The sequence below is a fragment of the Kitasatospora sp. NPDC057904 genome (assembly GCF_042887925.1).
In the GTDB taxonomy this organism is placed as follows: domain Bacteria; phylum Actinomycetota; class Actinomycetes; order Streptomycetales; family Streptomycetaceae; genus Kitasatospora.
The window spans coordinates 262,358-288,877 of the sequence record NZ_JBHVOL010000002.1 but is presented as its reverse complement, the minus strand read 5'-3'; the positions used below and the strand labels follow the sequence as shown (position 1 = coordinate 288,877).

General features: G+C 72.1%; 22 protein-coding genes. 13 read left to right on the top strand and 9 right to left on the bottom strand.

Going from position 1 to position 26,520, the window contains the following annotated elements:
• Positions 1–56 precede the first annotated feature (56 nt).
• The 4 genes from ACFVSN_RS06705 to ACFVSN_RS06690 all read left to right on the top strand — a co-directional run bounded on the left by ACFVSN_RS06705 (position 57) and on the right by ACFVSN_RS06690 (position 5,683).
• On the top strand, positions 57–806 hold the full coding sequence (locus ACFVSN_RS06705; protein WP_387591484.1) for an SDR family oxidoreductase: 750 nt from the start codon (positions 57–59) through the stop codon (positions 804–806).
• 208 nt (positions 807–1,014) lie between these two features.
• On the top strand, positions 1,015–2,043 hold the full coding sequence (locus ACFVSN_RS06700) for a glycosyltransferase family 2 protein (RefSeq protein WP_380438323.1): 1,029 nt from the start codon (positions 1,015–1,017) through the stop codon (positions 2,041–2,043).
• A gap of 133 nt (positions 2,044–2,176) precedes the next feature.
• Positions 2,177–3,385, top strand: coding sequence for a serine hydrolase domain-containing protein (locus ACFVSN_RS06695; RefSeq protein WP_387591487.1), 1,209 nt, complete (start codon positions 2,177–2,179; stop codon positions 3,383–3,385).
• A gap of 273 nt (positions 3,386–3,658) precedes the next feature.
• Positions 3,659–5,683: a transglycosylase domain-containing protein gene (locus ACFVSN_RS06690; protein WP_387953808.1), complete on the top strand. Its 2,025-nt coding sequence runs from the start codon at positions 3,659–3,661 to the stop codon at positions 5,681–5,683.
• 80 nt (positions 5,684–5,763) lie between these two features.
• Here the strand turns inward: ACFVSN_RS06690 and ACFVSN_RS06685 are convergent, their stop codons facing one another.
• On the bottom strand, positions 5,764–7,263 hold the full coding sequence (locus tag ACFVSN_RS06685; RefSeq protein ID WP_387591490.1) for an MFS transporter: 1,500 nt from the start codon (positions 7,261–7,263) through the stop codon (positions 5,764–5,766).
• Positions 7,264–7,476: 213 nt separating this feature from the next.
• Between ACFVSN_RS06685 and ACFVSN_RS06680 the strand changes: the two genes are divergently transcribed.
• The 3 genes from ACFVSN_RS06680 (at position 7,477) to ACFVSN_RS06670 (ending at position 10,173) form a co-directional block, all read left to right on the top strand.
• Complete coding sequence (locus ACFVSN_RS06680) at positions 7,477–7,848, top strand: YciI family protein (RefSeq protein ID WP_380438330.1); 372 nt, start codon at positions 7,477–7,479, stop codon at positions 7,846–7,848.
• 32 nt (positions 7,849–7,880) lie between these two features.
• Positions 7,881–9,140, top strand: coding sequence for an RNA polymerase sigma factor (locus tag ACFVSN_RS06675; protein WP_387591685.1), 1,260 nt, complete (start codon positions 7,881–7,883; stop codon positions 9,138–9,140).
• A 202-nt stretch (positions 9,141–9,342) separates the two neighbouring features.
• Complete coding sequence (locus tag ACFVSN_RS06670) at positions 9,343–10,173, top strand: vWA domain-containing protein (protein ID WP_380438332.1); 831 nt, start codon at positions 9,343–9,345, stop codon at positions 10,171–10,173.
• Positions 10,174–10,364: 191 nt separating this feature from the next.
• Here ACFVSN_RS06670 and ACFVSN_RS06665 read toward each other — a convergent pair whose 3' ends face one another.
• Positions 10,365–11,375 carry a quinone oxidoreductase family protein gene (locus ACFVSN_RS06665; RefSeq protein WP_387591494.1) on the bottom strand — a complete coding sequence of 337 codons (1,011 nt, stop codon included), beginning with the start codon at positions 11,373–11,375 and terminating at the stop codon, positions 10,365–10,367.
• Between the two features lie 400 nt (positions 11,376–11,775).
• A complete protein-coding gene (locus tag ACFVSN_RS06660; RefSeq protein ID WP_387591497.1) occupies positions 11,776–12,747 on the bottom strand; it encodes a zinc-binding dehydrogenase in 972 nt (323 codons plus the stop codon).
• Between the two features lie 412 nt (positions 12,748–13,159).
• Here ACFVSN_RS06660 and ACFVSN_RS06655 point away from each other — a divergent pair, with 412 nt between their 5' ends.
• A complete protein-coding gene (locus tag ACFVSN_RS06655) occupies positions 13,160–14,242 on the top strand; it encodes a lactonase family protein (protein ID WP_387591500.1) in 1,083 nt (360 codons plus the stop codon).
• A gap of 48 nt (positions 14,243–14,290) precedes the next feature.
• Here ACFVSN_RS06655 and ACFVSN_RS06650 read toward each other — a convergent pair whose 3' ends face one another.
• Positions 14,291–15,199 (bottom strand): LysR substrate-binding domain-containing protein, encoded by a 909-nt coding sequence (locus ACFVSN_RS06650; protein WP_387591503.1) that lies wholly within the window; start codon positions 15,197–15,199, stop codon positions 14,291–14,293.
• Positions 15,200–15,494: 295 nt separating this feature from the next.
• On the opposite strand from ACFVSN_RS06650, the gene ACFVSN_RS06645 reads away from it, so the two are divergent.
• The 5 genes from ACFVSN_RS06645 (at position 15,495) to aspA (ending at position 21,086) form a co-directional block, all read left to right on the top strand.
• Complete coding sequence (locus tag ACFVSN_RS06645) at positions 15,495–16,313, top strand: gamma-glutamyl-gamma-aminobutyrate hydrolase family protein (protein ID WP_387591506.1); 819 nt, start codon at positions 15,495–15,497, stop codon at positions 16,311–16,313.
• An 86-nt stretch (positions 16,314–16,399) separates the two neighbouring features.
• Positions 16,400–17,077, top strand: a complete 678-nt coding sequence (locus tag ACFVSN_RS06640; protein WP_380438452.1) for a FadR/GntR family transcriptional regulator — start codon at positions 16,400–16,402, stop codon at positions 17,075–17,077.
• On the top strand, positions 17,074–18,513 hold the full coding sequence (locus ACFVSN_RS06635) for an amino acid permease (RefSeq protein WP_387591509.1): 1,440 nt from the start codon (positions 17,074–17,076) through the stop codon (positions 18,511–18,513). Before ACFVSN_RS06640 ends, ACFVSN_RS06635 begins: the two co-directional genes overlap by 4 nt.
• A gap of 106 nt (positions 18,514–18,619) precedes the next feature.
• Positions 18,620–19,636 (top strand): asparaginase, encoded by a 1,017-nt coding sequence (locus ACFVSN_RS06630; protein ID WP_380490281.1) that lies wholly within the window; start codon positions 18,620–18,622, stop codon positions 19,634–19,636.
• A 40-nt stretch (positions 19,637–19,676) separates the two neighbouring features.
• A complete protein-coding gene (gene aspA / locus ACFVSN_RS06625; RefSeq protein WP_387591512.1) occupies positions 19,677–21,086 on the top strand; it encodes an aspartate ammonia-lyase in 1,410 nt (469 codons plus the stop codon).
• Between the two features lie 251 nt (positions 21,087–21,337).
• Here the strand turns inward: aspA and ACFVSN_RS06620 are convergent, their stop codons facing one another.
• The 5 genes from ACFVSN_RS06620 to ACFVSN_RS06600 all read right to left on the bottom strand — a co-directional run bounded on the left by ACFVSN_RS06620 (position 21,338) and on the right by ACFVSN_RS06600 (position 26,511).
• Positions 21,338–22,135 (bottom strand): hypothetical protein, encoded by a 798-nt coding sequence (locus ACFVSN_RS06620; RefSeq protein ID WP_387591515.1) that lies wholly within the window; start codon positions 22,133–22,135, stop codon positions 21,338–21,340.
• The gene (locus ACFVSN_RS06615) at positions 22,132–22,662 is read right to left on the bottom strand and encodes a SigE family RNA polymerase sigma factor (RefSeq protein ID WP_387591518.1); all 531 of its coding nucleotides are present in this window, start codon (positions 22,660–22,662) and stop codon (positions 22,132–22,134) included. Before ACFVSN_RS06615 ends, ACFVSN_RS06620 begins: the two co-directional genes overlap by 4 nt.
• A gap of 131 nt (positions 22,663–22,793) precedes the next feature.
• Positions 22,794–23,816, bottom strand: a complete 1,023-nt coding sequence (locus tag ACFVSN_RS06610) for an expansin EXLX1 family cellulose-binding protein (protein ID WP_387591521.1) — start codon at positions 23,814–23,816, stop codon at positions 22,794–22,796.
• Positions 23,817–23,919: 103 nt separating this feature from the next.
• Complete coding sequence (locus ACFVSN_RS06605) at positions 23,920–24,924, bottom strand: LacI family DNA-binding transcriptional regulator (protein WP_380438354.1); 1,005 nt, start codon at positions 24,922–24,924, stop codon at positions 23,920–23,922.
• 123 nt (positions 24,925–25,047) lie between these two features.
• Entirely contained in the window at positions 25,048–26,511 is a 1,464-nt protein-coding gene (locus ACFVSN_RS06600; protein WP_387591525.1) for a glycoside hydrolase family 1 protein, read from the bottom strand.
• Positions 26,512–26,520: the final 9 nt, after the last annotated feature.

Here is a 26,520-nt window from a genome sequence, read left to right as displayed (position 1 = left end):
TCAATGCGGACGGAAGGGCATTGGACGGCTGCCGGGACGCTCCGGAGACTCGGATCATGACCGAAATCCGCACCGACACCCACACCGACACCTGCACCGAAATCCGCACCGACATCCGCACCACCGCCCTCGTCATCGGCGCCTCCCGCACCCTCGGCCTCGGGCTCGCCGCCGAACTCCTCCGCCGCGGCTGGGACGTCATCGGCACCGTCCGCGGCGAGCGCCGCACCGGCCTCCACGACCTGGCCGACGCCTCCGGAGGCCGGCTGGCCGTCGAGTCCCTGGAAATGACCGATCCCGACCAGATCGCGGCGCTTCGTGACCGACTGACCACGGTCGGGCGCACCCTCGACCTGCTCTTCGTCAACGCCGCGATCACCCGCGGCGACCTCCCGATCGGGGACGTCCCGACGGACATGTTCACCGAGGTCATGGTGACCAACGCGCTCGCCCCGATGCGCGTCGTGGAGGTGCTCGGCCCGCTGGTCGCACCGGCCGGGACCATCGGCGTCATGTCCTCCGACCAGGGCAGCCTCAGCCTCAACACCGACGGCGGCCAGGACCTGTACCGGGCCAGCAAGTCCGCGCTGAACCAGCTCATGCGCTGCTATGCTGCCCGCCACACCGCCGACGGCCGGACCCTGATCCTCATGGACCCGGGCTGGGTGCGGACCGAACTCGGCGGCCCCGAAGCCGATCTCAGCGTGGAGGAGAGCGTTCCCGGCGTGGCCGGGACGATCGAGCAGCACCGGGGCAAGCCCGGTCTGCACTTCGTCGACCACCAGGGGCAGGCCGTGCCCTGGTGACCGTCGGCGGAGTGGCCCCGCGGCTCGACCCCGGTCGACCACGTTCGGCCACGGACACAACGGCAGCACCGGAACGCAAACTGGAATCCGTCCGCTGTTGGTCCGACGGTCGCGCGTGTTCTCTACACTGGGGCTACCGCAGATCACTGTAGGTGATGGAATCGCCGGCCCTGCCCGGCCCGTCCGCCTCTGAGCGAAAGGCCGTCCGATGGCCCCGCGTCTGTCCGTCGTCGTCCCGATCTACAACGTCGAGCGCTACCTCGAAGAGTGCCTCGACTCGATCGCGGGCCAGTCCTTCGAGGATTTCGAGTGCGTCATGGTCGACGACGGCTCGACCGACGACAGCGCCCTCCTCGCCAAGGCGTACGCCGAGCAGGACCCCCGCTTCCGGCTGGTCCAGCAGACGAACAAGGGCCTCGGCGCCGCCCGCAACACCGGCTGGCGCCACCTCACCCCCGGCACCGAGTACCTGACGTTCGTCGACAGCGATGACACCCTGCCGCCGCACGCCTACCAGCTCATGATCCGCACGCTGGACGACACCGGATCCGACTTCGCCACCGGCAACGCCATGCGCCTGCGCACCAGCGGACTCACCCCCTCGCACGGCCACCGCCGCCCGTTCCGCGAGACCCGGCTGCGCACCCACGTCAGCGAACTGCCCGCGCTCGTCACCGACCGCACCGCCTGGAACAAGGTCTACCGGCGCTCGTTCTTCGACGGCGCGGGCATCCTCTACCCCGAGGGCCTCCTGTACGAGGACGCCCCGGTCAGCGTGCCGCACCACTTCCTCGCCGAGCGCGTCGACGTCATCTCCGAGCCGATCTACCACTGGCGGGTGCGCGAGGACGGCGCGCTGTCCATCACCCAGCGCAAGACCGACCCGCGCGGCCTGATCGACCGGGTCCGCTCGATGGAACTGGTCCGGGAATGGCTGACGGCCCGCCCCGAGCCGCAGTTCGCCGAGCACCTGCGCGCCTACGACCGGAACTGCCTGGTCGAGGAGATCCCGATGTTCTTCTGGTCCCTCCCGGACGGCGACCGCCCCTACTGGGAGGTCTACCAGCGGCACGTGAGCCGGCTGCTCCTGGCCATCGGCTCCGAGCAGCTGGCCGGGCTGAACGCCCAGCTGCGGCTCAAGTACAGCCTGACGCTGGCCGACCGGATGCGGCGCTTCGTGGCCCTCCAGCGCCTGCACCGCATCGTCCGCCGCACCCGCCAGGCCGCGCGCCGCTGAGCCGGGGGCTGGAGGCCGGGGGCCGGGGCCGGGCGTGGCGTGCGTGCTCCGGCCGCGGGCCCGTCCCGCCCGTACGGCGTAGCACCGAGTGTCGGAGGCCGGACGGCCGGGCGCCGGTGCACATAGTGCGGTCATGACCCGCATGCGCATCGCCGCCCTCTGCACCGCGACCCTGCTCGCCTCCACCCTCCACCTGTCGGCCGGGCCCGCGACGGCCGTCGGGCCCGCGCACCCGCAGCACGGGTGCGCCGCCTCGCCCGACCCGGGGAGCGGGCAGGCCGGGAAGGTGCTCGACGCCGTCCGCCGGGCGAAGGAGGAACTCGACCTCAACTCCGTCCTGCTGAAGGTGACGGTGGACGGGCGGGAGGTGGTCACCGGGGCGGTGGGGGAGTCCATGACCGGGGTGCCGGCCACCGCCGACATGCACTTCCGCGTCGGGTCGGTGGCGTTCTCCTACATGGGTGTGGTGCTCCTGCAACTCGTCGAGGAGGGGAAGGTGAGCCTGGACGACCCGGTGTCGCGCTGGCTGCCCGACCTTCCGCACGCCGAGGAGATCACCCTGCGGATGCTCGGCTCCACCACCTCAGGGCTGCACGACTACGTCCCCGACCCCGTCTTCCAGAACGCCTACCTCGCCGACCCGTTCCGGGAGTGGACCGAGGCCGAGCTCGTCGGCGTCTCCACCGCCCACGACCTCTGGTACGCGCCCGGCACCAACTGGAGCTACTCGCACGCCAACTTCATGCTGCTCGGCGAGGCGCTCGCGAAGATCACCGGCGAACCGCTGGACGGACTGCTGCGCCGACGGGTGATGGACCGCCTCGACCTGCGTCAGACCCGCAACGGCTTCACCCCCGACCTGCCGACCCCCGTGCTGCACGGCTTCACCGCGGCGCGCGGCCGCTACGAGGAGGTCACCTTCTGGAACCCGTCCTGGACCGCCGCGCGCGGAGCGGTCCTCTCCAGCGACATCTGCGACCTGGCCCGCTCCGCGCAGGCCATCGGCGCCGGTGAACTGCTCTCGCCCAGCAGCTACCGGACGCAGCTGAACCCGGGGACGGTCGGCCTCGGGCACGCGACCAAGATCTGCCCGGCGGACATCTGCAGGACCAACACGGAGGCCGAGCACTTCGGCCTCGGGGTGTTCGTGCGGAACGGCTGGGTGCTGCAGAACCCGTTCCTGCCCGGGTACGCCGCCGTCCAGGCCTACCTGCCGGACTGCCGCCTCGCGATCGCCGTCGCCACCACCCAGGGCCCCGCGACGACGGACGGCCAGCCGGCGCAGACCATCGCCGCCCGGATCTCGGAGCTCCTGGCCCCGGACCACCCGCTGGCACCCTGAGGCACCCTTCCCAGCCGTCGGCGCCCCCGTGGCCGCTCCTCCGGAGTCGACCGAAGCGAGCGGCCCGGGTGTGCGCCACCACGCCGGAATGTACGCACGACTCCTTCACAAGGCTCCGCCGTCCCGGCCGGGTTCCGCCCCTGCTGAGGCCCGTATTCCGCCTCGTAGCAAGGCTGTGACAAAGGAGTGACAGGGCTGCGCGGACTTCTGTTCGGTTCTCTCATGTCGTGCACGTATGGTCGCCACATGCGAGAGAAGCGGCGGGGAACAGGTGTGAACAAGCTCGGGGCCGGTGTGCGGCTGCTCGGTGTGAGCGGCATAGCCGGGGTGGTCGTGGCGGGCATAGCCCTGCCGGCCGTGGGGGCCGTCGGCCTCGGGGCGCAATCGGCCGCGGACGACTTCCAGAACCTCCCGGACGACTTCAAGACCCCGCCGCTTTCCCAGGCCTCGACGATCTACGACGCGCAGGGCGGCGTGATCGCCACCGTCTACGACCGCGACCGCACGATCGTCCCGGGGGACCAGATCTCCCCGCTGGTGAAGACGGCCCTCGTGGACATCGAGGACAACCGCTACTTCGAGCACGGCGCGATCGACCTCAAGGGCGTCCTCCGGGCCCTGAACAAGAACGCCGCCACGGGCAGCAGCCAGGGCGCCTCCACGCTCACGCAGCAGTACGTGAAGAACGTCTTCGTCGAGGAGGCGGGCGACGACCCGGCGAAGGTCCAGGAGGCGCAGCGGCAGACGGTCGGCCGCAAGATCCAGGAGCTGAAGTACGCGATCAAGGTCGAGGAGACCCTCAGCAAGGACCAGATCCTCACCAACTACCTGAACATCACGTACTTCGGGCAGCACGCCTACGGCATCGAGGCGGCGGCCCACCGCTACTTCGGCGTCCACGCGAAGGACCTCACCCTGCCGCAGGCCGCGCTGCTGGCGGGCCTGGAGCAGTCCCCGAGCGGCTACGACCCGGTGGCCCACCCGGACGACGCCAAGACCCGGCGCGACACCGTGCTGAAGAAGATGGCCGAGTTCGGGCACATCACCAAGGACCAGGAGCAGCAGGCGATCGCGAGCCCGCTGGGGCTGAACATCCAGTCGTCGCCGCAGGGTTGCATCACGGCCAAGCAGGGCGAGGGCTTCTTCTGCGACTACGCGCGCCAGGTGGTGCTGACCGACCCGGCGTTCGGGAAGAACGCGGCCGAGCGGAAGGCGCTGTGGAACCGCGGCGGCCTGCAGATCCGCACCACGCTCGACCCCAAGGCGCAGGCGGCGCTCAACGACTCGGTGACCAAGGGCGTGAACCCGGGCGACCTGGCGGCGACGGCGATGAGCATCGTCCAGCCGGGCACCGGCAAGATCCTCGCGATGGGCCAGAGCCGCCCGTACGGCGTCGACGACTCCAAGCACGAGACCCAGATCAACTACAACGTCGAGAAGTCGATGGGCGGCGGGTCCGGCTTCCAGACCGGGTCGACGTTCAAGCCGATCGTCGCGGCGGCGGCCCTGGAGGCCGGCATCGCGCCGAACCAGAGCTACACCACCGACTACAGCATCCCGTGGCCGGCGATGAAGGACTGCAACGGCGGCAAGTTCCCGTCGACCGAGTCGCTGCACAACGACAGCCCGAACCTCAAGGGCCAGTTCGACATGAAGACGGCGATGGCGCAGTCGGTCAACACCTACTTCGCGAAGCTGGAGGCGGACGCCGGGCTGTGCTCCGTCGCCCAGATGACCAACAAGCTGGGCATCACCGCGCAGGCCGGCGGCGAGAAGCTCCAGGTGGTGCCGTCGATGACGCTGGGCAGCAACTCCCTGACCCCGCTGGAGATGGCGAACGTCTACGCGACGTTCGCCGCGCACGGCACCTACTGCAAGCCGACCGCGATCACCGCGGTGACCGGCCCGGACGGCAAGCAGCTGGCGGTGCCGGACGCGAACTGCACCTCCGTGATGTCCTCGGACACGGCCGACACCGTCACCACGATGCTCAAGGGCGTGGTCGAGGACGGCACCGGCAAGCCGGCCGGTCTCTCCGGCCGCGACAGCGCGGGCAAGACCGGCACCACCAACGGCAGCCGCCAGGTGTGGTTCGTCGGCTACACCCCCGAGATGGCGGGCGCGACGGTCGTCAGTGACACGGCCGTCCAGAAGCCGCTGGACGGGCAGCGGATCGGCGGCCACGTCGTCGACCAGGCCTTCGGCGGCACGCTGGCCGGGCCGATCTGGAGCGGTGCCATGGACGGCGCGCTGAGCGGTGTGCCGGCGGGCACGCTGACGACGGTGCCGCTGCCGTAGCGGCGGAGTGTTTTAGCTGTTGGATCGCCACGGCCCCGCCGCTCGCCCGTACCGGGGGAGCGGCGGGGCCGTTCCGTCTCTTACGCGTGGGTGGCCTCGTAGTCGGGAGCTGCTGCGGCGGCCGGGGCTTCCGGCACCTTCGGGCGCAACGCGTACGTCAGGACGGCCAAGGCAGCGAAGATCCCTGCCGCGACGGCACCGGTGACGTGCAGCGCGGAGGTGAACGCCTCTCGCGCGGTGTGCAGGAGGTCCGCGGCCCGCCCGGCCGGGAGGTGCTCGGCGGCGGCGACCGCGCCCGCGAGGGAGTCGGACGTGCCGTGCGTGCGGGCGCGGTAGACCGCCGCGGCCAGCGCGCCGAGGAGCGCGAAGCCCAGCGAGCCGCCGAAGTAGTTGCCGGTCTCCGACATCGCCGCGGCCGATCCGGCGCGCTCCGGCGGGACGGAACCCATGACGAGCCCGGTGCCGAGCGCGAACAGCGGGCCGGTGCCGAGCGCCAGGACGGCGACGCCGGTGATGACCAGCGGCAGGCTGCCGGGACCGTCCACGACCGTCAGCAGCAGGCCGCCGAGCGCGGAGAGCGCCAGCCCGCCGGCGATCGCGGTCGACCGGCTCACCCGCCGGGCCAGGAGCGGCGAGGCCATCGTGCCCACCGCCACGGCCAGGCCCATCGGCGCGAACAGCACGGCGGACGCGAGCGGCGAGTGGCCGAGGACGCTCTGCAGGTACTGCGTCACCAGCAGGCCCGTCCCGGCCATCGCCACGCCGGCGAACACCAGCGCGACGAGGACGGCCGTGAACGGGCGGCTGCGCAGCAGGCGGAGGTCCAACAGGGGTGCTTCCAGGCGCAGTTGGCGCCGGACGAAAAGCGCGCCGACCACCGCGCCCACGGCCAGGGCCGCAGAAGGCACGGCGGGCGCGCTCCCGACCGCCAGCTGCTTGAGCCCGTAGACCACCAGGAGCACCGCCACCAGCGACAGCCCCACGCCGGCGAGGTCCAGCCGCCCCGACCGGTCGCCGCGGAACTCCGGCAGCAGGAACGGCCCGGTCAGCAGCAGCACCGCCATCGTCGGCACGGCGGCCAGGAACACCGACCCCCACCAGAAGTGCTGGAGCAGGAACCCGGCGAGCACCGGCCCGAGCGCGCCCCCGGCGAACTGGCAGGTCGCCCACACCGCGATGGCCCGCCCGCGCTGCCGCCCGTCCCGGAACAGGTCGGTGATCAGCGCGAGCGTGGACGGCGCCAGCGTCGCCCCGGCGACGCCGAGCAGCGCCCGGACGGCGATCAGCACCAGCGGGTCGGTGGCGTAGGCCGCCACGACCGACAGCACCGCGAACGCCGCGGCGCCGGTGAGCAGCAGCCGCCGGCGGCCGACCCGGTCACCGAGGGTGCCCATCGTGATGACCAGCGCGGCCACCGTGAGCCCGTAGCCGTCGCTGATCCACAGCTGCTGGACGTTGGTGGCGCCCAGGTCCGCGCTCAGCCGCGGGAGCGCGAGCAGCAGCGCCGTCACGTCCATCGCGACCAGCAGGGTGGGCAGCATCAGGACGGCCAGGGCCGCCCAGGGCCGTTCGACTCGCATCTTCGTAACCTCCGGATCTCCGTACGTTGCGCGGGCTGGTCGGAGCCGGGGGAGCGTTCTTGACATCCGCCGGACGCGCGAAGGCCGTGCGACGGGAAAGTCGTGGGAAATTTCTCCGGGAAACGTCCCGAGCGATGTCAAGACGGCGCCGGCGGCTCCGACCAACCGGTCGAGAGGGCCCCGCCGGGGCCCGCGCACCACGAGGAGCACGCGATGAAGTTCGTGATCGGCCTGCACATCAACCCGGCCGTGCTGGACGCGCTGACCGACGAGGAGAAGGCGGCGATCGGTGCCGGCCACGGCCGGTTCATCGAGGCGCTGAAGGAGTCCGGCGAGCTGATCCTCACCCAGGCGCTGGTCGACCCGTCCCAGGCGGCCGTGGTGACCGTCCGGGACGGGCAGCCGGTGGTGACCGACGGCCCGTTCCTGGAGGCCAAGGAGTTCCTCGGCGGCTTCTACCTCGTCGACTGCGAGGACAAGGAGCGCGCGATCGAACTCGCGGCGCAGATCCCCGACGCCGCGATCCCGGGACTGGGGGTCGAGGTGCGCCAGGTCATGTTCTCCGACGGACACTTGGAGGCATGACGCACGGCACGACCCCCGGCAGTTCGCAGGGCATGACGCACGGCACGACCCCCGGAACGACCCCCGGCCGTCCGCACGGCACGGCGGTGCACGAGTTCGAGGACCTGCTGCGTGAGCTCGCGCCGCAGGTCCTCGGCACGCTGGTGCGGCGGCACGGGCAGTTCGAGGGCTGCGAGGACGCCGTGCAGGAGGCCGTCCTCGCCGCCGCCGTGCAGTGGCCGGACGAGGGCGTGCCGGACAACCCGCGCGGCTGGCTGGTGACCGTCGCCTCCCGCCGCCTCGTCGACCGGATGCGCAGCGACCACGCGCGCCGCGAACGCGAGGCGGCGACGGCGTTCGAGGTGCGGCCCGAGGACGTGCCGGACAGCGACGACACGCTCGTCCTGCTGTTCCTGTGCTGCCACCCGACCCTGACCGCGGCCTCCCAGACCGCCCTGACCCTGCGGGCGGTCGGCGGCCTGACCACGGCCGAGATCGCCCGCGCGTTCCTGGTCCCGGAGGCCACGCTCGCGGCCAGGATCAGCCGGGCCAAGCAGCGCATCAAGGCCGCCGGCAGCTCCTTCGCGCTCCCCGAGGGCGAGGAGCGCGAGGAGCGGCTGCGGGTGGTCCTGCACGTCCTCTACCTGATCTTCAACGAGGGCTACACCGCCTCCTCGGGCACCGACCTCGACCGCCCCGACCTCGCCCGCGAGGCGATCCGCCTCACCCGCACGGTGCACGCCCAGCTGCCCGACGACCCCGAGGTCGCCGGTCTGCTCGCCCTGATGCTCCTCACCCACGCCCGCCGCGAGGCCCGTACGACCTCCGCCGGCGACCTGGTCCCCCTCGCCGACCAGGACCGGACGGCCTGGGACCGCACCCTGCTCGACGAGGGCCTCGCCCTCGCCAAGGCGTCCCTGGCCGGTCCCGCCCTCGGCCCGTACCAGCTCCAGTCCGCGATCGCCGCGACGCACGCGGCGGCGGCGACGGCCGAGGAGACCGACTGGCACCAGGTGCACGCGCTTTACCTGATCCTCGAACGCATCGCCCCCAACCCGATGGTCACCCTCAACCGCGCGATCGCCCTCGCCGAAACCGAGGGCCCCGAGGCCGGCCTGGCCCTCCTCGCCACCCTCGACGCCGACCCGAGGATGGCCACCCACCACCGCCTCCTCTCCGTCCGCGCCCACCTCCTGGAACGCACCGGCGACCGGACCGCCGCCCACGACCACTACCGCCGCGCGGCCAGGGCCACGGCGAGCACCGCCGAACAGCGCTACCTGGAGTCGCGGGCGGCGCGGCTGCGGCCGTAGCTCTGCGGCTGTAGCTCTGCGGGCGGCATCGCCCGTTTGAGTGCAATCCGGGCTTCGCGGGCGGTTGGTTGTACCTCGATCCGGCGTGCCGCTCGCGCCGCGGCTTGGGATTGGTTTCGCGGTACTGTGGGTGCCGGTTCCGGTGGTGGTGCCGGCTGGGCTTCAGGGGCGCTTGACCTGCGTGTTTTTGGGGGAGTGACACATGGCCGTCAGTCTCGACAAGGTCGAGCGGAGTGCACCTGCGCTGGTGAGCCTCTACAAGACGGCCGACGCCTCGGTGGAGCGGCGCGGGCTCAGCGGTCAGCGCGTCGCGGTGTACCTGGTGATCGACTACTCCGGTTCGATGAGGCCCTTTTACAAGGACGGCAGTGTCCAGGCGCTCGCCGACCGGGTCCTGGGACTGTCGGCCAATCTGGACGACGACGGGAGCGTGCCGGTCCTCTTCTTCTCCACCGAGGTCGACGCCCAGACCGAGATCACCTTGGAGGACCACGAGGGCCGGATCGACCGGATCGTGGCCGGCCTTGGCCACATGGGCAAGACCAGTTACCACGTGGCGATGGACGCGGTGGTCCGGCACTACCGCGAGAGCGGTGCCACGGCCCCGGCCCTCGTCCTGTTCCAGACGGACGGCGGGCCGATCAACAAGGGCGCGGCGGAAGCACGCCTGTGCGAGGCGGCGAAGCTGCCGATCTTCTGGCAGTTCATCGGCTTCGGCGACCCGGACAGCAGGCAGTTCGACTTCCTGCGGAAGCTTGACGAGTTGGCGGTCCCGGAGAAGCGGCCCATCGACAACGCCGGTTTCTTCCATCTGGGGCGTGATCCACAGGGGATCTCCGACGCGAAGCTGTACGACCTGATGCTCGCCGAGTTCCCCAGCTGGCTCGCGGCCGCCCGGGCCCAGGGCATTGCGCCGGAGGGTCCGGAGCCGCAGGCAACGGCTGCTCCACGCGCCGAGCGCCCGGGGACCCTGCCCGAAAGCCGGGAGCGCCAGGGCCTCTGGGCAGGTCTGACCAAGTGGCTGGGAAGGTGACGCCGCACCGGCCGGCGGCGTGAGCCCGGGTTTGCGGATCGCCCACGCCCACCTGCACGGTCCCGAAGTCCTGGCGCAGACACCGCGGAGCAAGTAACTCGCCGGTAATTGCTGTCGGGGATCTTGGCGATGACGGTCGGCCATGCCCTCGACCTCTCAGTCTCCAAGATCCCCGACCTCGTCACCCGCGATCAGCTCTGCGTCTCCTCGCGGCGTCCGACAGCGGCCGCATCGGGTACGACGAGCAGCTTGCCGGTGGTACGCCGAGCCTCCAGATCGCGGTGGGCCTGGGCGGCCTCGGACAATGCGTAGCGGCCCGTTACGGTGACCTCAAGCGCCTTGGAGCGCACCCACTCGAACACATCGGCGGCCCGTCGGAGCAGTTCGGACCGATCGGCGATGTAGTGCCCGAGGCTGGGCCGGATCAGGGTCAGCGAACCGCCGTGGGCGAGCCGAATCGGATCGAACGGCGGCACGGCACCACTTGCCGCGCCGAAGAGCACGAGATGGCCGCGGGTTCGCAGGCTGGCGAGGCTCGCATCGAAGGTGTGCGCGCCGACGCCGTCGAAGACGACCGGCAGTCCCTGACCGCCGTTGAGCCGCCTCACCTCGGCTGCGAGATCGTCGACTGCGGAGGAAAGGATCACCTCGGCGGCCCCGGCACGCTTCGCCAGCTCGGCCTTCGCCGTGGTCGACGTCGTGCCGATCACCCTGCCGCCGAGTTGGGTGATGAGCTGGGTCAAAAGCAGCCCCATGCCGCCGGCAGCCGCATGCACGAGCACCGTGTCGCCCCCCTGAACCGGGTAGGCGTCCTTGACGAGATAGTGCGCGGTCATGCCTTGGAGGAGCACGGCGGCGGCTGTCTCGAAGCCGATGTCGTCGGGCAGCGGCACCAGCCGGGAGGAGTCCACGACGGCCCGCTCGGCATACGTGCCGGGAATCTCCACCCAACCGACCCGGTCCCCGACCGCGACGTCAGTGACGCCGGGTCCGACTTCGACGACCGTGCCGGCGCCCTCGGCGCCCGGGGTGAAGGGCAGCGGGACGCTGTACCGGCCTTCGCGGTGGTAGACGTCGAGGAAGTTGACCCCGGATGCGGCGACCTCCACGACCGCTTGGCCCGGGCCCGGCGTCGGTTGATCAATATCGACCAGTCGCAGCACCTCGGGACCGCCCACTTCGGACATCTGAATCGCTCGCATGACCCCTCCTGAAACGGGAAACTTCCCTCACCAACTCCACTCGTGGCGATCCTATTTCCACTCGCGGTGAGGTGTCGTAGCCGTCACGTTCAGGTCAGCGACATGAAGCCGGCCGTGCCGCGGCATCTGCCCTGGAGCCCGAGGCTGCGGCCGAGCATCGTTCAGCGTGCCGGCTCAGGAGGCTCGGTGGGCCTGTCGAAGGAGGTATTCCCGTTCATCAACTGCCAGCGCTCAGACCGCCGTCTGAAGACGTTTGATGAACGCTAGGACTTCGGGGCCTGCGCGCCGAGCGTGGACGCACGCGCGGAGAGATCGTGATCCGCATCTGAAGCGGGGCGCGGCATGGATGGGTCGGTCCGCCTGACGGCGGTGGCGGCGGCCGGCTCCGCCGCGGGGGTGGTCAGATCAGGAGCAGGGTCTTGCCCAGGGCGGTTCGGCTTTCGATCGCGGCGTGCGCGTCCGCGGCGTGCTCCAGCGGGAAGGTCTGTCCGATGACCGGCCGGACCCGGCCCGCGACCGCTTCTGCCATCACCTGTTCGGCCCACCGGTGCATCCGCGGCCGGAACCCGTAGAGCTGCTCGATTCCGATCACCTCGACTCCGCGCCTCTGCGCTTCCGCGGGCTCGATCACCGTCACCTGACCGCTGGAGGCGCCGTGCACGGAGAACCGGCCGTGGCGGGCCGTCACCTCGAACGCGGCCCGGCCGATCTCCCCGCCCACGCCGTCGAACACGACGTCGGCTCCCGCGCCGCCGGTCGCCCGGAGGACCTGCTCGGTCCAGTCCGGTGCGGAGTAGTCGACCGCGGCCTCGGCCCCCAGGCTGCGGATCAGGTCGAGCTTCCGTGCCCCGCGGGCGATCCCGATGACCCTGGCCCCGGCTGCCCGAGCCAACTGGACCAGCAGGCTGCCGACGCCGCCGGCCGCCGCCTCGACCAGCACCCACTCCCCGGCAGCGATCCGCGCCCCCTCGACGAGGCCCGTCGCGGTGCTGCCGTCCGTGTGCAAGGCTGCGGCCTCGCGCGGGCCCAGCCCTTCGGGTACCGGGATCAGGCTCTCCGCATCGGCCGCCACCCGCTCGGCGAAGGCACCCGTCGCCCCGGCGTCGGCCAGAACGAGGCGGCCGATCCAGCTCGGATCCGTTCCTTCCCCGGTCGCGCTCACCCGGCCGGCCACCATGCCGCCCGGTACGTACGGCAGGTCGGGTCTGGCGTGCCACCGGTCGACGCCGCGGCGGATCTGCGTCTCGACGAACGTGATGCCCACGACGGACACCTCGACCATCACCTGGCCCGGTCCGACGACCGGCTCCGGTGCCTCGCCCGGAACCAGAACCTCCGGGCCCCCGAAACGCACCGCCTGCACCGCTCGCATGCTGATCACTCTCCTGTCCGGATGACTACGACTCCGACAACGCGGATTTCCTCGACCACGACCGAGGTTCGGCCCCGGTGAAGTTCATGGCCCCAAGGTAGAAGCTCAAGCCGACTTTAGGTCAAGCGCCGGAGTGCGGGACGAAATCCGCGACCCACGCGGGTGTCCACCTCCCTTCATGGCTCTCAAATAGCCGACTGGGAAGTGTTGTTGCTGCGTCGTGCCACCCGTTCGGCGCCTGCGGCCGTGTGTTCGGCCTCCGGATAGACTTCGAAATCCCCGGCCCCCGTGGCACGCACGAAGAGGGTCGAGAGTCCGTCCGTCCGTTGGCGGCCACTTCAGTACCTCGGCGCGATCCCGCGCGGCCACGCCGCGAATCGCGTGCCGCAAGGCGAGCAGAGAGTAGGCATTCGTGAATCACCCTCAGACCGCTTTGTCCGGCGGACTGCTGGTCGTCGGCAGCGCCGCCGCTGTCGACGCTCCTGGAGCGGGTTTGTGTGCCGTCCGTTACGACGGCACCGGCGCCATGAGCCTCGTCCGGATATTGCCGCTGGACCACCCCTCCTATGCGGCTGTCGATCCGATGCACGGGGTCGTCCACGCCGTCCTGGAACGGGCGGTTGGAGGGGTCGTGTCCCTCCGGGTAGATCCCGACACCGGGTTCCAGGGGCCGCCTTTCGTCGCCGCCAGTGGTGGCGCGGGCCCCTGCCACGTCGCGGTCCACCCCAGTGGTTCGCACGTCTTCGCGGCCCACTACGGCGATGGCGCCCTCTCGGTCGTTCCCATCGGCGCCGACGGCATGGTCGCTGCTGCCGGGCCGGTGCAGATCCTCCGGCATCCGGGCCGGGAGGCGTCCGGGGATTTGCTCACGGCCCCGCACGCCCACATGGCGGCTCCCTCGCCGGACGGGCGGTTCCTGCTTTGCACCGATCTCGGTACCGACCGGGTCTACGTCTACGCCTTCGATCCGGACAGCGGCCTGCTCAGCGCCCACCGGACGGTGCAAATGCCGGCGGGCAGAGGCCCCCGGCACCTCGTGTTCCATCCGTCGGGCCGGTACGCCTACGTTCTGAACGAACTCTCCTCGACCCTCACCGTCTGCACCTGGGACGGGCTCTCCGGCCGCCTCGAACCGGTTGCCGAGGTCGAGACCCGACAGGATCCGGGCGCGCCGAACGCCAACTCCGCCGCCGCGGTCCGGCTGTCCGGGGACGGCCGCTTCCTCTACACGACCAACCGAGGCGACGACGCGATCGCGATCCACGCCGTCCACGACGACGGCGCGTCCGTGGAACTGCTCACCGCCGTTCCCTGTGGCGGCACTTGGCCGCGTGACATCGCACTCACCCCTGACGGCCTTCTCCTCTTCTGCGCCAATCAGCGCTCCGGTACGGTCACGGCCTTCCATCGCGACCCGTCCAGCGGCCGCCTGAGCCCGGCGGGGGAGTCCCTGGTGATCACCGAGCCCACGTCCGTCCTGCCGATCGGCGGCTGAGCGGAGGACGCGGGAGGTGCCTGGTGCGGGTGGGACGCGGGGTGCTCCTCAGGACAGGGCGGCCAGCGCCTGCGCGGCGAGCATCTGCTCCAGGGCCAACAGGGCGCGCGGGGTGTGCCGGGTGTCGATGCGGACGGCGTAGATGAAGCGGGTCAGCTCCGGGTCGGCGAGGGGGCGCGCCACGACCCGGGTGCTGCCGCGGGGGAGGGCCAGCTGCGGCATGACGGCGACGCACAGGCCCGCGGCCACGAAGCCGAGCACGGTGTTGAAGTCGTCGCCCTCGTACTCCAGGCGGGCCTGGAAGCCCGGTGTCTTGGCCATCTGGGCGAGCAGTTCCAGGCGCAGCGCCGCCTCCGGAGCGGCTATCCACGTCTCGGAGGCGAGGGTCGCCAGGTCGATGACGTCCCGGTCGGCGAGGTGGTGGTCGGCCGGGACCACCGCCACGACCGGGTCCCGCGCGATCAGCGTCCGGCGCAGTGTCCGTGGCGCCGGCAGGGGGATGAAGTCGTAGTCGTAGCTGAGGGCCAGGTCCATGTCCCCGCGCTTGAGCCGGTTGTAGCTCGCGTCGGGCTCCAGTTGGGAGAGGCTGACCTGCACATCGGGGTACGTCGTGTGGAGCTGTGCGAGCGCTTGCGGGACGATGCCGGTGGCGGCGGAGGCGAACGCGCCGAGCCGGATCCGTCCGGCCGTGCCCGCGCGCATGGCGTCGAGTTCCACGGACGCCGCTGCCAGCGCGCTCCGGACGCGCTGTTCGGCGTCGAGGAGGACCTCGCCGGCCGGGGTGGCGCGCACGGGTCGGCGTTCCAGCACTCTGAGGCCCGTGCGGCGTTCGAGTTCGGCGACCTGTTGGGAGACGGCGGGCGCGCTGTAGCCGAGCTCGCGTGCGGCGGCGTTGAAGGAGCCGTGGCGGACGACGGCTTCGAGGGTGGCGAGCAGGCGGGGGTCGAGGCTCTGCACGGGGTTAAGGCTCACTTATCTGTCGCGAAGACGTCTTTTCTTGTGCTTAAGGGTGAATGGCAGCAGGATTCTTGCTCGCGGCCCGGATGCGCAAGTGCCGGACGCGCAGGCGCCGTATGCACACGTGTCCGCGTCCGGGTCCGCAGCGAACCCTTCTCCCGTCGTCGGGCGCGTCCGTGCGCCCGCAGCGCCGTGCATCCCGTTCTCCGCCGTCCGCCCGTACCCGCGTCGGGCAGGCGGGCGGCGGAGGAGGCGGCCGTCGACGATCGATTCCCAGGCCCTGAAAGGAAGTGGTATGCCCAAGCCACTTGTCGGACTCACCACCTACCTCACCGACGCCCAGTGGGGAGAGTGGGAGTTGCCCGCCGTGCTCCTGCCCGCGGCGTACGCCAGCGCCGTGCAGGCCGCGGGCGGCCGCGCGGTCCTGCTGCCGCCGGATGCTCCCGAGGCCGCGGCCGACGTCGTCGCGCGACTGGACGCGCTCGTCCTCGCCGGCGGTGAGGACCTCGATCCCGCCCTCTACGGAGCGGAACCGCACCCGCGCTCGGGTGCGCCGGTCCGTGAACGCGACCGGTGGGAACTGGCCGTCCTGGCCGCCGGTCTCGCGCGGGACATCCCGGTGCTCGGGGTCTGCCGGGGGATGCAGTTGATGAACGTGCACGCGGGCGGGACATTGGTCCAGCACCTGCCCGACAAGGTGGGGCACGACGGCCACAACGTGCACCCGGGCCACTTCGGCTCGCACGCCGTCACCACCGTCCCGCGCACCCGCGTCGGGGCGCTCCTGCCGGGAACGATCCAGGTCGCCACGCACCACCACCAGGCGGTGGAGCGGCTCGGGGCCGGTCTGGCGGTGGCGGCCCACGCCGCGGACGGAACGGTGGAGGCGGTGGAGAGCACCCGGCACCGCTTCGCCGTCGGCGTGCAGTGGCACCCGGAGATGGCCTTCGATTCGGCGGTGGTGTACGCCCTGGTGGCCGCGGCGCGGTCCAGCGCGGACGCTCGTCCGAGCCGGGCAGAAGATCGGCCGGCGGGCGATCGGGGAGCGGGCAATCGGGGGGCACGCGCCGCGCGGGCGACGGCGCTTGCCGTCGGTCCGGCGCCGACCCCTTGACACCGCTCGGCCACAACCCTCAGGATCGGCCCGTGAACCTGTCAGACAGCCAGACAGCAGGATCGGCCCCCCGCCGCGTGAGCGCGATGGAAGCGGTGTTCGGCCACCTGCGCGGCGCCATCGAGCGCGGCGAGTACGCCGTCGGGGACAAGCTCCCCTCCGAAGCGGAGCTGTGCCGCACCCTGGAGGTCAGCCGGCCCGTGCTGCGGGAGGCCCTCCGCGCCCTCCAGACCATGGGCCTGACCGTCTCCAAGACCGGCAAGGGCACCTTCGTCGTGGCGAACACGGTCGAGGACCCCACGTTCGGCGACTACGCGGCCAGCGACCTCCTGGAGGTGCGCCGGCACGTCGAGATCCCGGTCGCCGGCTACGCGGCGCTGCGCCGCACCCCGGAGGACCTGGACCACCTGGCGCACCTGCTCGACCGGATGGAGCGGGAGACAGACACCACCGCGTGGGTCGCGCTGGACACGGTCTTCCACCTGGCGGTGGCCGAGGCCTCCCGCAACCCGGTCTTCCGCCGGGTGATCGAGGAGATCCGTGACGCACTGGCGCGTCAGTCCACCTTCCTCAACGAACTCGGCGGCCGGCGCGAGCAGTCGAACTGCGAACACCGGGCGATCGTCGAGGCACTGGTCGACGGTTCCGAGCCCGACGCGGTCGCGGCGATGTCCCACCACCTCCACCGCGTCGAGGCGACCCTCACCGACATCGTGCGCCCCGGGCGCGCGGACACTCCCACGGAAGGCAGATCCGAGGCGTGAGCGAGCAGTTCCTCAAGGACGAGAAGCGCCCCACGACCCGTCACGTCGACGCCGGTGACACCGGCTACAGCAAGTCCCTGAAGCCCCGGCACGTCAACATGATCGCCATCGGCGGTGCCATCGGCACCGGCCTGTTCCTCGGCGCGGGCGGACGGCTCGCCGACGCCGGGCCCTCCCTGTTCGTCGCGTACGCCGTCTGCGGCGTCTTCGCCTTCCTCGTCGTGCGCGCGCTCGGCGAGCTCGTCCTGTACCGCCCGTCCTCCGGGGCCTTCGTGTCGTACGCCCGGGAGTTCCTGGGGGAGAAGGGCGCGTACACCGCGGGCTGGATGTACTTCCTCAACTGGGCGACCACCGGCATCGCCGACATCACCGCCGTCGCCACGTACACCCACTACTGGCACCTCTTCTCCAGCGTCCCGCAGTGGGTGATCGCGCTCATAGCCCTGGCCGTGGTGCTGACCGTGAACCTCATCTCGGTGCGGATCTTCGGCGAACTGGAGTTCTGGTTCGCCATCGTCAAGGTCGGCGCGCTGCTGGTGTTCATGGGCATCGCGATCTACCTGCTGGTCACCCGGCACCCGGTCGACGGCGCCGTCCCCGGGCCGTCCCTGATCACCGGCAACGGCGGGATCTTCCCCAACGGCCTGATGCCGATGCTGCTGATCATCCAGGGCGTCGTCTTCGCCTACGCCTCGGTGGAACTCGTCGGCGTGACGGCCGGGGAGACCGAGAACCCCGAGAAGATCATGCCGAAGGCGATCAACTCGATCATGTGGCGCGTCGGCCTGTTCTACGTCGGTTCGGTGCTCCTCCTGTCGATGCTGCTGCCCTGGAACAGGTACAGCTCGGGCCAGAGCCCGTTCGTGACCGTGCTCTCCCACATCGGCGTCCCGGCGGCCGGCGGCGTGATGAACCTGGTGGTCCTCACCGCGGCCATGTCCTCGCTCAACTCCGGCCTCTACTCCACCGGTCGCATCCTGCGCTCCATGGCCGTGAGCGGCTCGGCCCCCAGGTTCACCGCCCGCATGAGCCGCACCCAGGTGCCGTACGGCGGCATCCTGCTGACCAGCGGCATGTGCGTCCTCGGCGTCGGCCTCAACTTCGTGGTCCCCGCCGACGCGTTCGAGATCGTGCTGAACTTCGCGGCGATCGGCATCCTCGCCACCTGGGGCATGATCATGGTCTGCCACTACCTCTTCTGGCGCAAGACCCGCCAGGGCGAACTGACCCGGCCCGGCTACCGCCTGCCCGGCTCGCCGTGGACCGAGCTCGTGACGCTGGCCTTCCTCGTCTCCGTCCTGGTCCTCATGTACGCCGACGGCGGCGCCGGGCGCACCACCGTGCTGTGCCTGCCGCTGATCGCCGGAGCGCTGGTCGCCGGCTGGTACGCGATCCGCGGACGGATCGCGCGCGCTGCCGCCGACTCCGACAGCTGAACCAGGCATCCAGGCAAGGAATCTGACGGCCCGTCATGCCATCGTCGCGGGCCGCCACCCGTCGGCACACCGCTCAGCAGCACCTCCACCACCGAACGAGGACGTCATGTTCAGCAGTCCCCTCGCGGACGCGCCCGCGATCCGCGAGCCCCGCCACGTGCCCGTCGCCCACGTCACCCGGGGCGCAGTGGTCGAGGGCACCCACCACGGCTCCGTCGTCGTCCTCGGCGGCGACGGCGGGGTCCGGTTCCGGCTCGGCGACATCGAGGCCGCCTGCTACCCGCGCTCGGCCCTCAAGCCGGTCCAGGCCGTCGCCATGGTCCGGGCGGGGCTGCCGCTCGACGGCGAACTGCTCGCCCTCGCCATGGGCAGCCACTCCGGCGAGGAGCGCCACCTCGCCGGAGCCCGGCGGATCCTGGACCTCGCCGGCCTCTCCGAGGACGACCTGCGCAACGTGCCGGACCTGCCGTACGACCCGGCCGTGCGCGACACCTGGCTCCGGGAGGGCCGCCCGCCCTCCCGGCTCGCCCAGAACTGCTCGGGCAAGCACGCCGCGATGCTCTACCTCTGCAAGCTCAACGGCTGGCCGCCGGAGGACTACGACGATCCCACCCACCCGCTCCAACGGGTGATCGCCGCGACCGTCGAAGAGCTCACCGGTCAACGCATCGCGCACGTCACCGTGGACGGCTGCGGCACCCCGCTGTTCGCGGTCTCCCTGCACGGCCTCGCGCGCGCCGCCGCCCGCATCGCCACCGGCACGCGCGGCACGCCCGAGTCCCGGGTGGCGGGCGCGCTGCGCGCGCACCCGGAGATGGCCTCCGGCGCCGGACGGGACGTGGCCGCGCTGATGCGCGCGGTGCCCGGACTGCTGGCCAAGGACGGCTTCGAGGGCGTCCAGGTCGCCGCGCTGCCGGACGGTCGGGCCGTCGCCGTGAAGATCGCCGACGGCGCGAACCGGGCACGCGTCCCGGTGGCAGCGGCCGCGCTGGCCCTGGCGGGAGTCGACCCGCGGTTGCTCACCGGGTTCGCCGGGGAGCCGGCGACCGGCGGGGGCCGGCCCGTCGGCGGTGTCCGGCCGGTGGCCGCGCTGGACCCGTCGGCCCTGCTCGCCCCCGCGTGACCCGACCCGCCATTCCCTGAAGAAGAGGACCCGCACACCCATGACCGCCGCCACCCGCAGTGAACACGACCTGCTCGGAGACCGCGACGTCCCCGCCGACGCCTACTGGGGCGTCCACACGCTGCGCGCCACCGAGAACTTCCCCATCACGGGCACGCCCATCTCCGCTTACCCGCACCTGATCGACGCCCTCGCCGCCGTCAAGGAGGCCGCCGCCCTCGCCAACGAGGAACTTGGCCTCCTGGAGCCCGCGAAGGCCGGGGCGATCGTCGCCGCCTGCCGCGAGATCCGGGCTGGCGAGCTGCATGACCAGTTCGTCGTCGACGTCATCCAGGGCGGCGCCGGCACCTCGACCAACATGAACGCCAACGAGGTCGTGGCCAACCGGGCGCTGGAGCTGCTGGGGCACGCCAAGGGCGAGTACCGCCACCTGCACCCCAACGAGCACGTCAACCTCGGCCAGTCCACCAACGACGTCTACCCGACCGCCGTCCGGATCGCGACCGTGTTCGCCGTGCGCGGCCTGCTCGACGCGATGGCCGTCCTCCAGGACGCCTTCGCCCGCAAGGCCGTCGAGTTCCGCGACGTCCTGAAGATGGGCCGCACGCAGCTGCAGGACGCCGTGCCGATGACGCTCGGGCAGGAGTTCTCGACGTTCGCGGTCATGCTCGACGAGGACCGCAGCCGGCTCGCGGAGGCCGTCGAGCTGATCCACGAGATCAACCTCGGCGCCACCGCGATCGGCACGGGCCTCAACGCGCCCGCCGGATACGCCGAGTCCGCCCGCCGCCACCTCGCCGACCTCACCGGGCTGCCCCTCGTCACCGCGGCCAACCTGGTCGAGGCCACGCAGGACTGCGGCGCGTTCGTCCAGATGTCCGGCGTGCTCAAGCGCATCGCCGTCAAGCTGTCGAAGACCTGCAACGACCTGCGACTGCTGTCCTCGGGGCCGCGCGCGGGCCTCGGCGAGATCAACCTGCCGCCGGTGCAGGCCGGTTCGAGCATCATGCCCGGCAAGGTGAACCCGGTCATCCCCGAGGTCGTCAACCAGGTCGCCTTCGAGGTGATCGGCAACGACGTCGCCATCACGATGGCCGCCGAGGGCGGGCAGCTCCAGCTCAACGCCTTCGAACCGATCATCCTGCACTCGCTGTCCGAGTCGATCACCCACCTGCGGGCGGCCTGCCTCACCCTCGCCGAGCGCTGCGTCGTCGGCATCACCGCCAACACCGAGGTGCTGCGCGCGACCGTCGAGAACTCCATCGGCCTGGTGACCGCTCTCAACCCGCACATCGGGTACACGGCGGCGACCGACATCGCCAAGGAGGCCCTCGCCAGCGGCCGGGGCGTGGCCGAGCTCGTCCTGGAGAAGGGACTGCTCCCGGCCGAGAGGCTCAGCGCGCTGCTGCGGCCCGAGGTGATCGCGGGCAGCGGCCTGCCCGTGGCCTGACGGCGGACGCGGCAGGTGGCCGAACGACGCGCCGCCGCACCGGGGTTCCGGTGCGGCGGCGCATCGTGCGCCCATCGTTCGAGCGGGCGCCGTGGTCGTGCCTGCGCACGGTGAGGGTCGGAGCGCGGCCTCCGGATGCTCCTTCGGCCCGGGGCCCGGGAGGAGCGTGGACCCGCACGCGCGTCGGCGGATCGCTGCGAGGGCGGGTCGTGTCCTCCGAGGGCGGTTCCGTGTCCGCCGAGGGCCGGCCCTCACCGTGCCGGGGCGAAGCCTCCCCCGACGGACGCGGAACCGCCCGCCGACTGGGCGTCCACCCGGTAGCTGTCGTTCGCGGAACTGCGGACGCCGGTGGCGTGGTTGTACTGGCCCGCGAACTCGTGCTGGCCGGCGGGCACGGTACGGCCGGGTTTGAGGACCCAGCGGTAGACCAGTGCGCCGCCGGACTCCTGGGCGGTGACGGTGAAGTCGTCGCTCGGCAGGGTCCGCCAGTTGCCGGTGTCGCGCACGTCGCCGGTCTGCGCGATGCGCAGCTCGACGGTGAGCGAGGTGAGCGGTTGGGCGGTCCTGAGGGTCAGGTTGTCCTGGCCCCAGTAGACGGTGCTGTGCGCGTCGATCGATCCCTCCGACCACAGCGGCCCGTTCTGGGCGCGGCTGCTCGCGGACGGGGTCGGGCGCGGACTGGCCGGGGCGCTGGTGGCCGGTGCCGGTGCCGGTGCCGGTGCTTGAGCCGGAGCCGTGGCGGCAGGTGGGGCCGACGGCGTCGGCGACGGCGTGACCGCCGGCGAGGGGGCCGAGGGCGCGGTCGTCGTGGTGTCCGACGGGGGTTGGGTCCGGACGATGCTCGCCACGGCGAAACCGCCGGTGGCCAGGATGCCGGCGGTGGCGAGGCCGGCGAGCGCGGCCTTGGGCCATGACCGCAGGCCCGACCGCGCGCGGTGACGGGCGGCGGGGCCGGCCGCGCCGCGCTGCACCCGGGCCAGCATCCGCGCGCGGTCGGGCTGGTGGGCCTCGGCGGCCTCGCGCAGCTGCCGGGCGATGTGCTCGTTCACCGGTTCCTCCTTCCTGTCGCCAGTTCGCCGACCGCTCGCGCGCCGAGCAGCTGTTGCAGCTCGGCCATTCCCTTCGAGCTCTGACTCTTCACCGTACCGACCGATATGCCGAGCGCCGCCGCGGTGTCCTTCTCCGAGAGGTCGAAGGCGTGGCGCAGCACCACGCAGGCCCGCTTGCGGAACGGCAGCCGGGCGAGCGCCGCGCGGACGTCCAGCACGGCTGCCACGTCCGGTCCGTCGGCCTTCTCCGGGCTGCGGGTCCAGAACAGCAGGACCCGGCGCCGCTCGCGGACCGCGCTGCGGATCCGTGCGCGCGCCATGTTGGCGACCACCCCGCGGGCGTACGCGAGCGGGTGGTCGGCGGCGCGGAGCCGGTCCCAGCGTTGCCACAGGGCGATCAAGGCGTCCGCGGCGAGGTCGTCGGCGGCGTCCGTCTCACCGGTCAGGAGGTGGGCGAGACGGGCGAGTTCGGCGTAGTGGCGTTCGAAGAAGTCGTGGAACTCCGCGGACGCGTCATCGAGGAGCATGTCCCCCGGTCGCCCTCTCCCTGCAATGTGAGCGTTAACAATCGGCATGAGCGTAGCAGTGCCCGTTTCCCGGACGCGGCGGTGGTCGCCCCGGAGGGGCGTCCCCGACGGCTGACGGGCGAGCAGTGCGGTCAATGCCGGGCGAACTGGACTTGGGTCGGCTGGGCGACGTCCGGCCTCACAGCGATCCCGTCGACGGTGAGCTGCTCCCCGTAGATGTCGGTGATCCTGAGAGCGCCGCCGCACCCGCTGCCGTCCGGGGAGAGGAAGTAGTTGTAGTCGGTGCGGGACAGCTGCCGCCAGCCGCCGCCGGTCCTGACCTCCAGGGCCGCCACCGGGTTCCGGTGGCCGATCACCTGGATCCCGCACCACCACTGGCTTGATCCGGTCTTGTACCGGATCGACATCGTGGCGGGTGCCGTGCCGGGGCTCAGCAGCGTCCAGGTGATCGGGAGGCGGCCCACCGACAGGTCCGCGAGCTTGGCGAAGGCCTCGTGGCTCAGGTCGAGCTGCCCGGGTGCGCAGGGCAGGGGGCAGTCATTGACGATCCGCACCGTGATGCTCGTCCCGTTGGCCGCGCGCACGAGCACGTACGCCCCGCACGCGCCGGACGTCTCGTAGTCGGTGTGGTTTATCGCCGCGATCATGAGGTCGCCGGACGGGCCGAACGAGCAGGCGCCGTTGCCGTCGGCGGCGTCGTAGGACGTCGCGACGCCCTGGTAGCTCGCCCCGGGCTTGACCCGTCCGGCCAGGGATGCGGCGGCCGCCGTTGCGGTGCGGGGACTGCCGGCGGCCGACGGCGAGGGGGAGGTCGTGGTGACGGACGGCCGCGGCGAGGCAGTGGCCGACGGCGAAGGGGTGCCGGTGGCCGAGGGCGAGGGTGCGGGGCTGGTGACCGTCGGCACCGCCGTCGAGGGCGTGGTGGTGGCCGGGACGGCGGCGCCCGGCGGGGTGTCGGCCGGGGTGCTCGGCTCGGTGGCCGCGACGGACGCGCCGGCGGGTATCCCGGCGTCGACGACGACGCCCCCGCCGTCCGGCAGGAGTGCGAGGGTCAGGCACACCAGTGCACCGACCGCGATCACTGCCAACGGTATGCCCAGGGCCAGCCGACGGCTGCGGATCGACAGCGGGGCGGCGTGCTTCGTTGCTTTCATTCCCGTCCATTCGGTAGATCGACTCGGCGTCGCACCCACCAGTGGGCACCGGGGACGGAAAGGTTGCCGTGCGGGAGCAATTATTTTTCGGCGCGGGGCACGCTCAGCCCGACGCCCGGACGACCAGCCGGGTGGGGAGTACGACCGACTCGCCGCGTTCCGGGTGCCGCAGCAGCAACTCCATGGCACGGGAACCGAGTTCCTCCACCGGCTGGCGGACCGTGGTCAGCCCCGGCCGGCACCGCGCCGCGAGGGGGGCGTCGTCGAAGCCGATCAGCGCCACGTCCTCGGGCACCCGCAGGCCGTGCCGCCGCAAGGTCCTGAGGGCCCCCGCGGCCATCTGGTCGGAGGCGGCGAACACCGCGTTCAATTCGGGGCGCTGGTCCAGCAGCCGCTGCATCGCGTGCTCGCCGGAGGCGCTGCTGAAGTCGCCGTACGCCACGGCGGGCCGCATCGCGGCCATCGCGGCCATCGCCTGGTGGTAGCCGGTCAGCCGGTCCGCTCCGGCGGCGGTGTCCGGTGGCCCGGCGATGGTGGCCACCGAGCGGCGACCGGACGCGCACAGTCGCCGCACCGCGTCCCTCGCGCCGACGAGGTTGTCCGCGTCGACGAACGCCACCGCGCCCGGCTCCGGCGGCCTGCCCAGCGACACCACGGGCACCCTGGCCGCGTGCAGCAGCCGGGTGAGCGCGGTGTCCCCCCAGGGCCCGACCAGCAGCACGCCGTCGACATGGCCGCCGCACAGGTAGCGCACCAGCGGCGGCCGCCGGGAGCGCCTGGGCACCGTGAAAACGGCCAGCTCCCGCTCGGCGCCCGGGAGGGAGCGCCGCAGCCCGGCCAGCAGACGTACGGGGAAGGCGTCCGCGTGGTACTGCAACGGATCCGCGAACACCACGATGGCGACGACACCGGTCTCCCGGGTCCTGGCCGCCCGCCGGCGGACGTACGCCAACTCGCGCGCTGCGCGTTCCACCCGGGCCGCCACCTCCGAGGAGACCCGGGCGGAACGGTTCAGCACCCGGGAGGCGGTGGCGGTGGAGACGCCGGCGCGACGGGCGACCTCGGCCAGCGTCGGAGCGGGATCGTCATCGTGAATGGGCTCGGGCATGGGGGGCCGTCCTGGATCGGTCCTCGACACGGGAACTGCACCCCCGGACCTGCCGCCCACTCCGGGCCACCGCCCCTGCCAGCTTGGTCGGTTGAACGACCAGCGTCAAGGGATCCGACACCGTCACGCGCAGGGGTCGGGCAGCGCGCCCCGGCGGATCACCTCCGCGTACCACCGGGCACTGTCCTTGGCGGTCCGGGCCTGCGTGGCGTAGTCCACGTAGTACAGGCCGAACCGTTTGCCGTAGCCGTACGCCCACTCGAAGTTGTCCATCAGCGACCAGAGGAAGTAGCCCCGCACGTCCGCGCCGGCGGCGATCGCCCGCCGGACGGCGTCGAGGTGGCCGCGCAGGTAGTCGATGCGCTGCGGGTCGTGCACCGCGCCCTCCGGTGTCGGCCGGTCGTCGAAGGCCGCACCGTTCTCGGTCACCATCAACGGCAGCCCGGGGTGTTCGCGGTGGAGGCGCAGCAGCAGGTCGGACAGGCCGGTCGGGTCGATCGGCCAGCCCATGGCGGTGCGCCGGCCGGGCGCGTGGTGGAAGAGCACGTCGGCACAGCCGGCGAAGGGGGACTGGGCGCCGTCGCCGTGGCCGGCGTCGCTCGCGGCTGCGGAGTCCGGGGCCTTCCCGTCGGGCAGGGCCGAAGCCACCGCGGGGGTGTAGTAGTTGACGCCCAGCAGGTCGATCGGCCGGGCGATCGTGGCCAGGTCGCCGTCGTGGACCAGCGCCGGCCAGTCGACCAGGTGTCCCGTGTCGGCGAGCAGGTCCTCGGGGTAGCCGCCCTTCAGCATCGGTCCGGTGAAGACGCGGTTGCCCACCGCGTCGACCCGCCGGGCGGCCTCGCGGTCCGCGGCGGACTCCGTGAGTGGCCGCACCTCGTGCAGGTTGAGCGACACGGCGATCCGCGCCTCCCGGGGCAGTGCCGTGCGCAGCGCCTCGACCGCGAGGCCGTGGCCGAGGTTGAGGTGGTGGGCCGCGCGCAGGGCGGCCGACCAGTCGGCGCGGCCCGGGGCGTGCACCCCTGAGCCGTAGCCGAGGAAGGCCGAGCACCAGGGTTCGTTGAGGGTGGTCCAGAGGTTCACCCGGTCTCCGAGCGCGTCCGCCACCAGCGCGGCGTAGTCCGCGAAGCGCTCCGCGGTGGCGCGGGCGGGCCAGCCCCCGGCGTCCTCCAACTCCTGTGGCAGGTCCCAGTGGTAGAGCGTGACGGCCGGCTCGATGCCGTGTTCCAGCAGCTCGTCCACCAGGCGCCGGTAGAAGTCCAGGCCCCGTTCGACGGCCGGCCCGCGTCCGGTCGGCTGCACCCGGGGCCAGGACACCGAGAACCGGTAGGCGCCCAGGCCCAGTTCGCTCATCAGCCGGACGTCCTGCCGGTAGCGGTGGTAGTGCTCGGTGGCGCGGTCGCCGGTGTCACCGCCGGCCGTCCGCCCCGGGGTCCGGCTGAAGGTGTCCCAGATCGAGGGTGTCCGCCCGTCCACGTCGACGGCCCCCTCGATCTGGTACGCGGCCGTTGCCGCTCCCCAGAGGAAGCCGGCGGGGAAGGCGCGGACGGAGGTATCGGCCGGAGCTGACTCGGGCCGTGCGGCAGTCATGACTGTGTT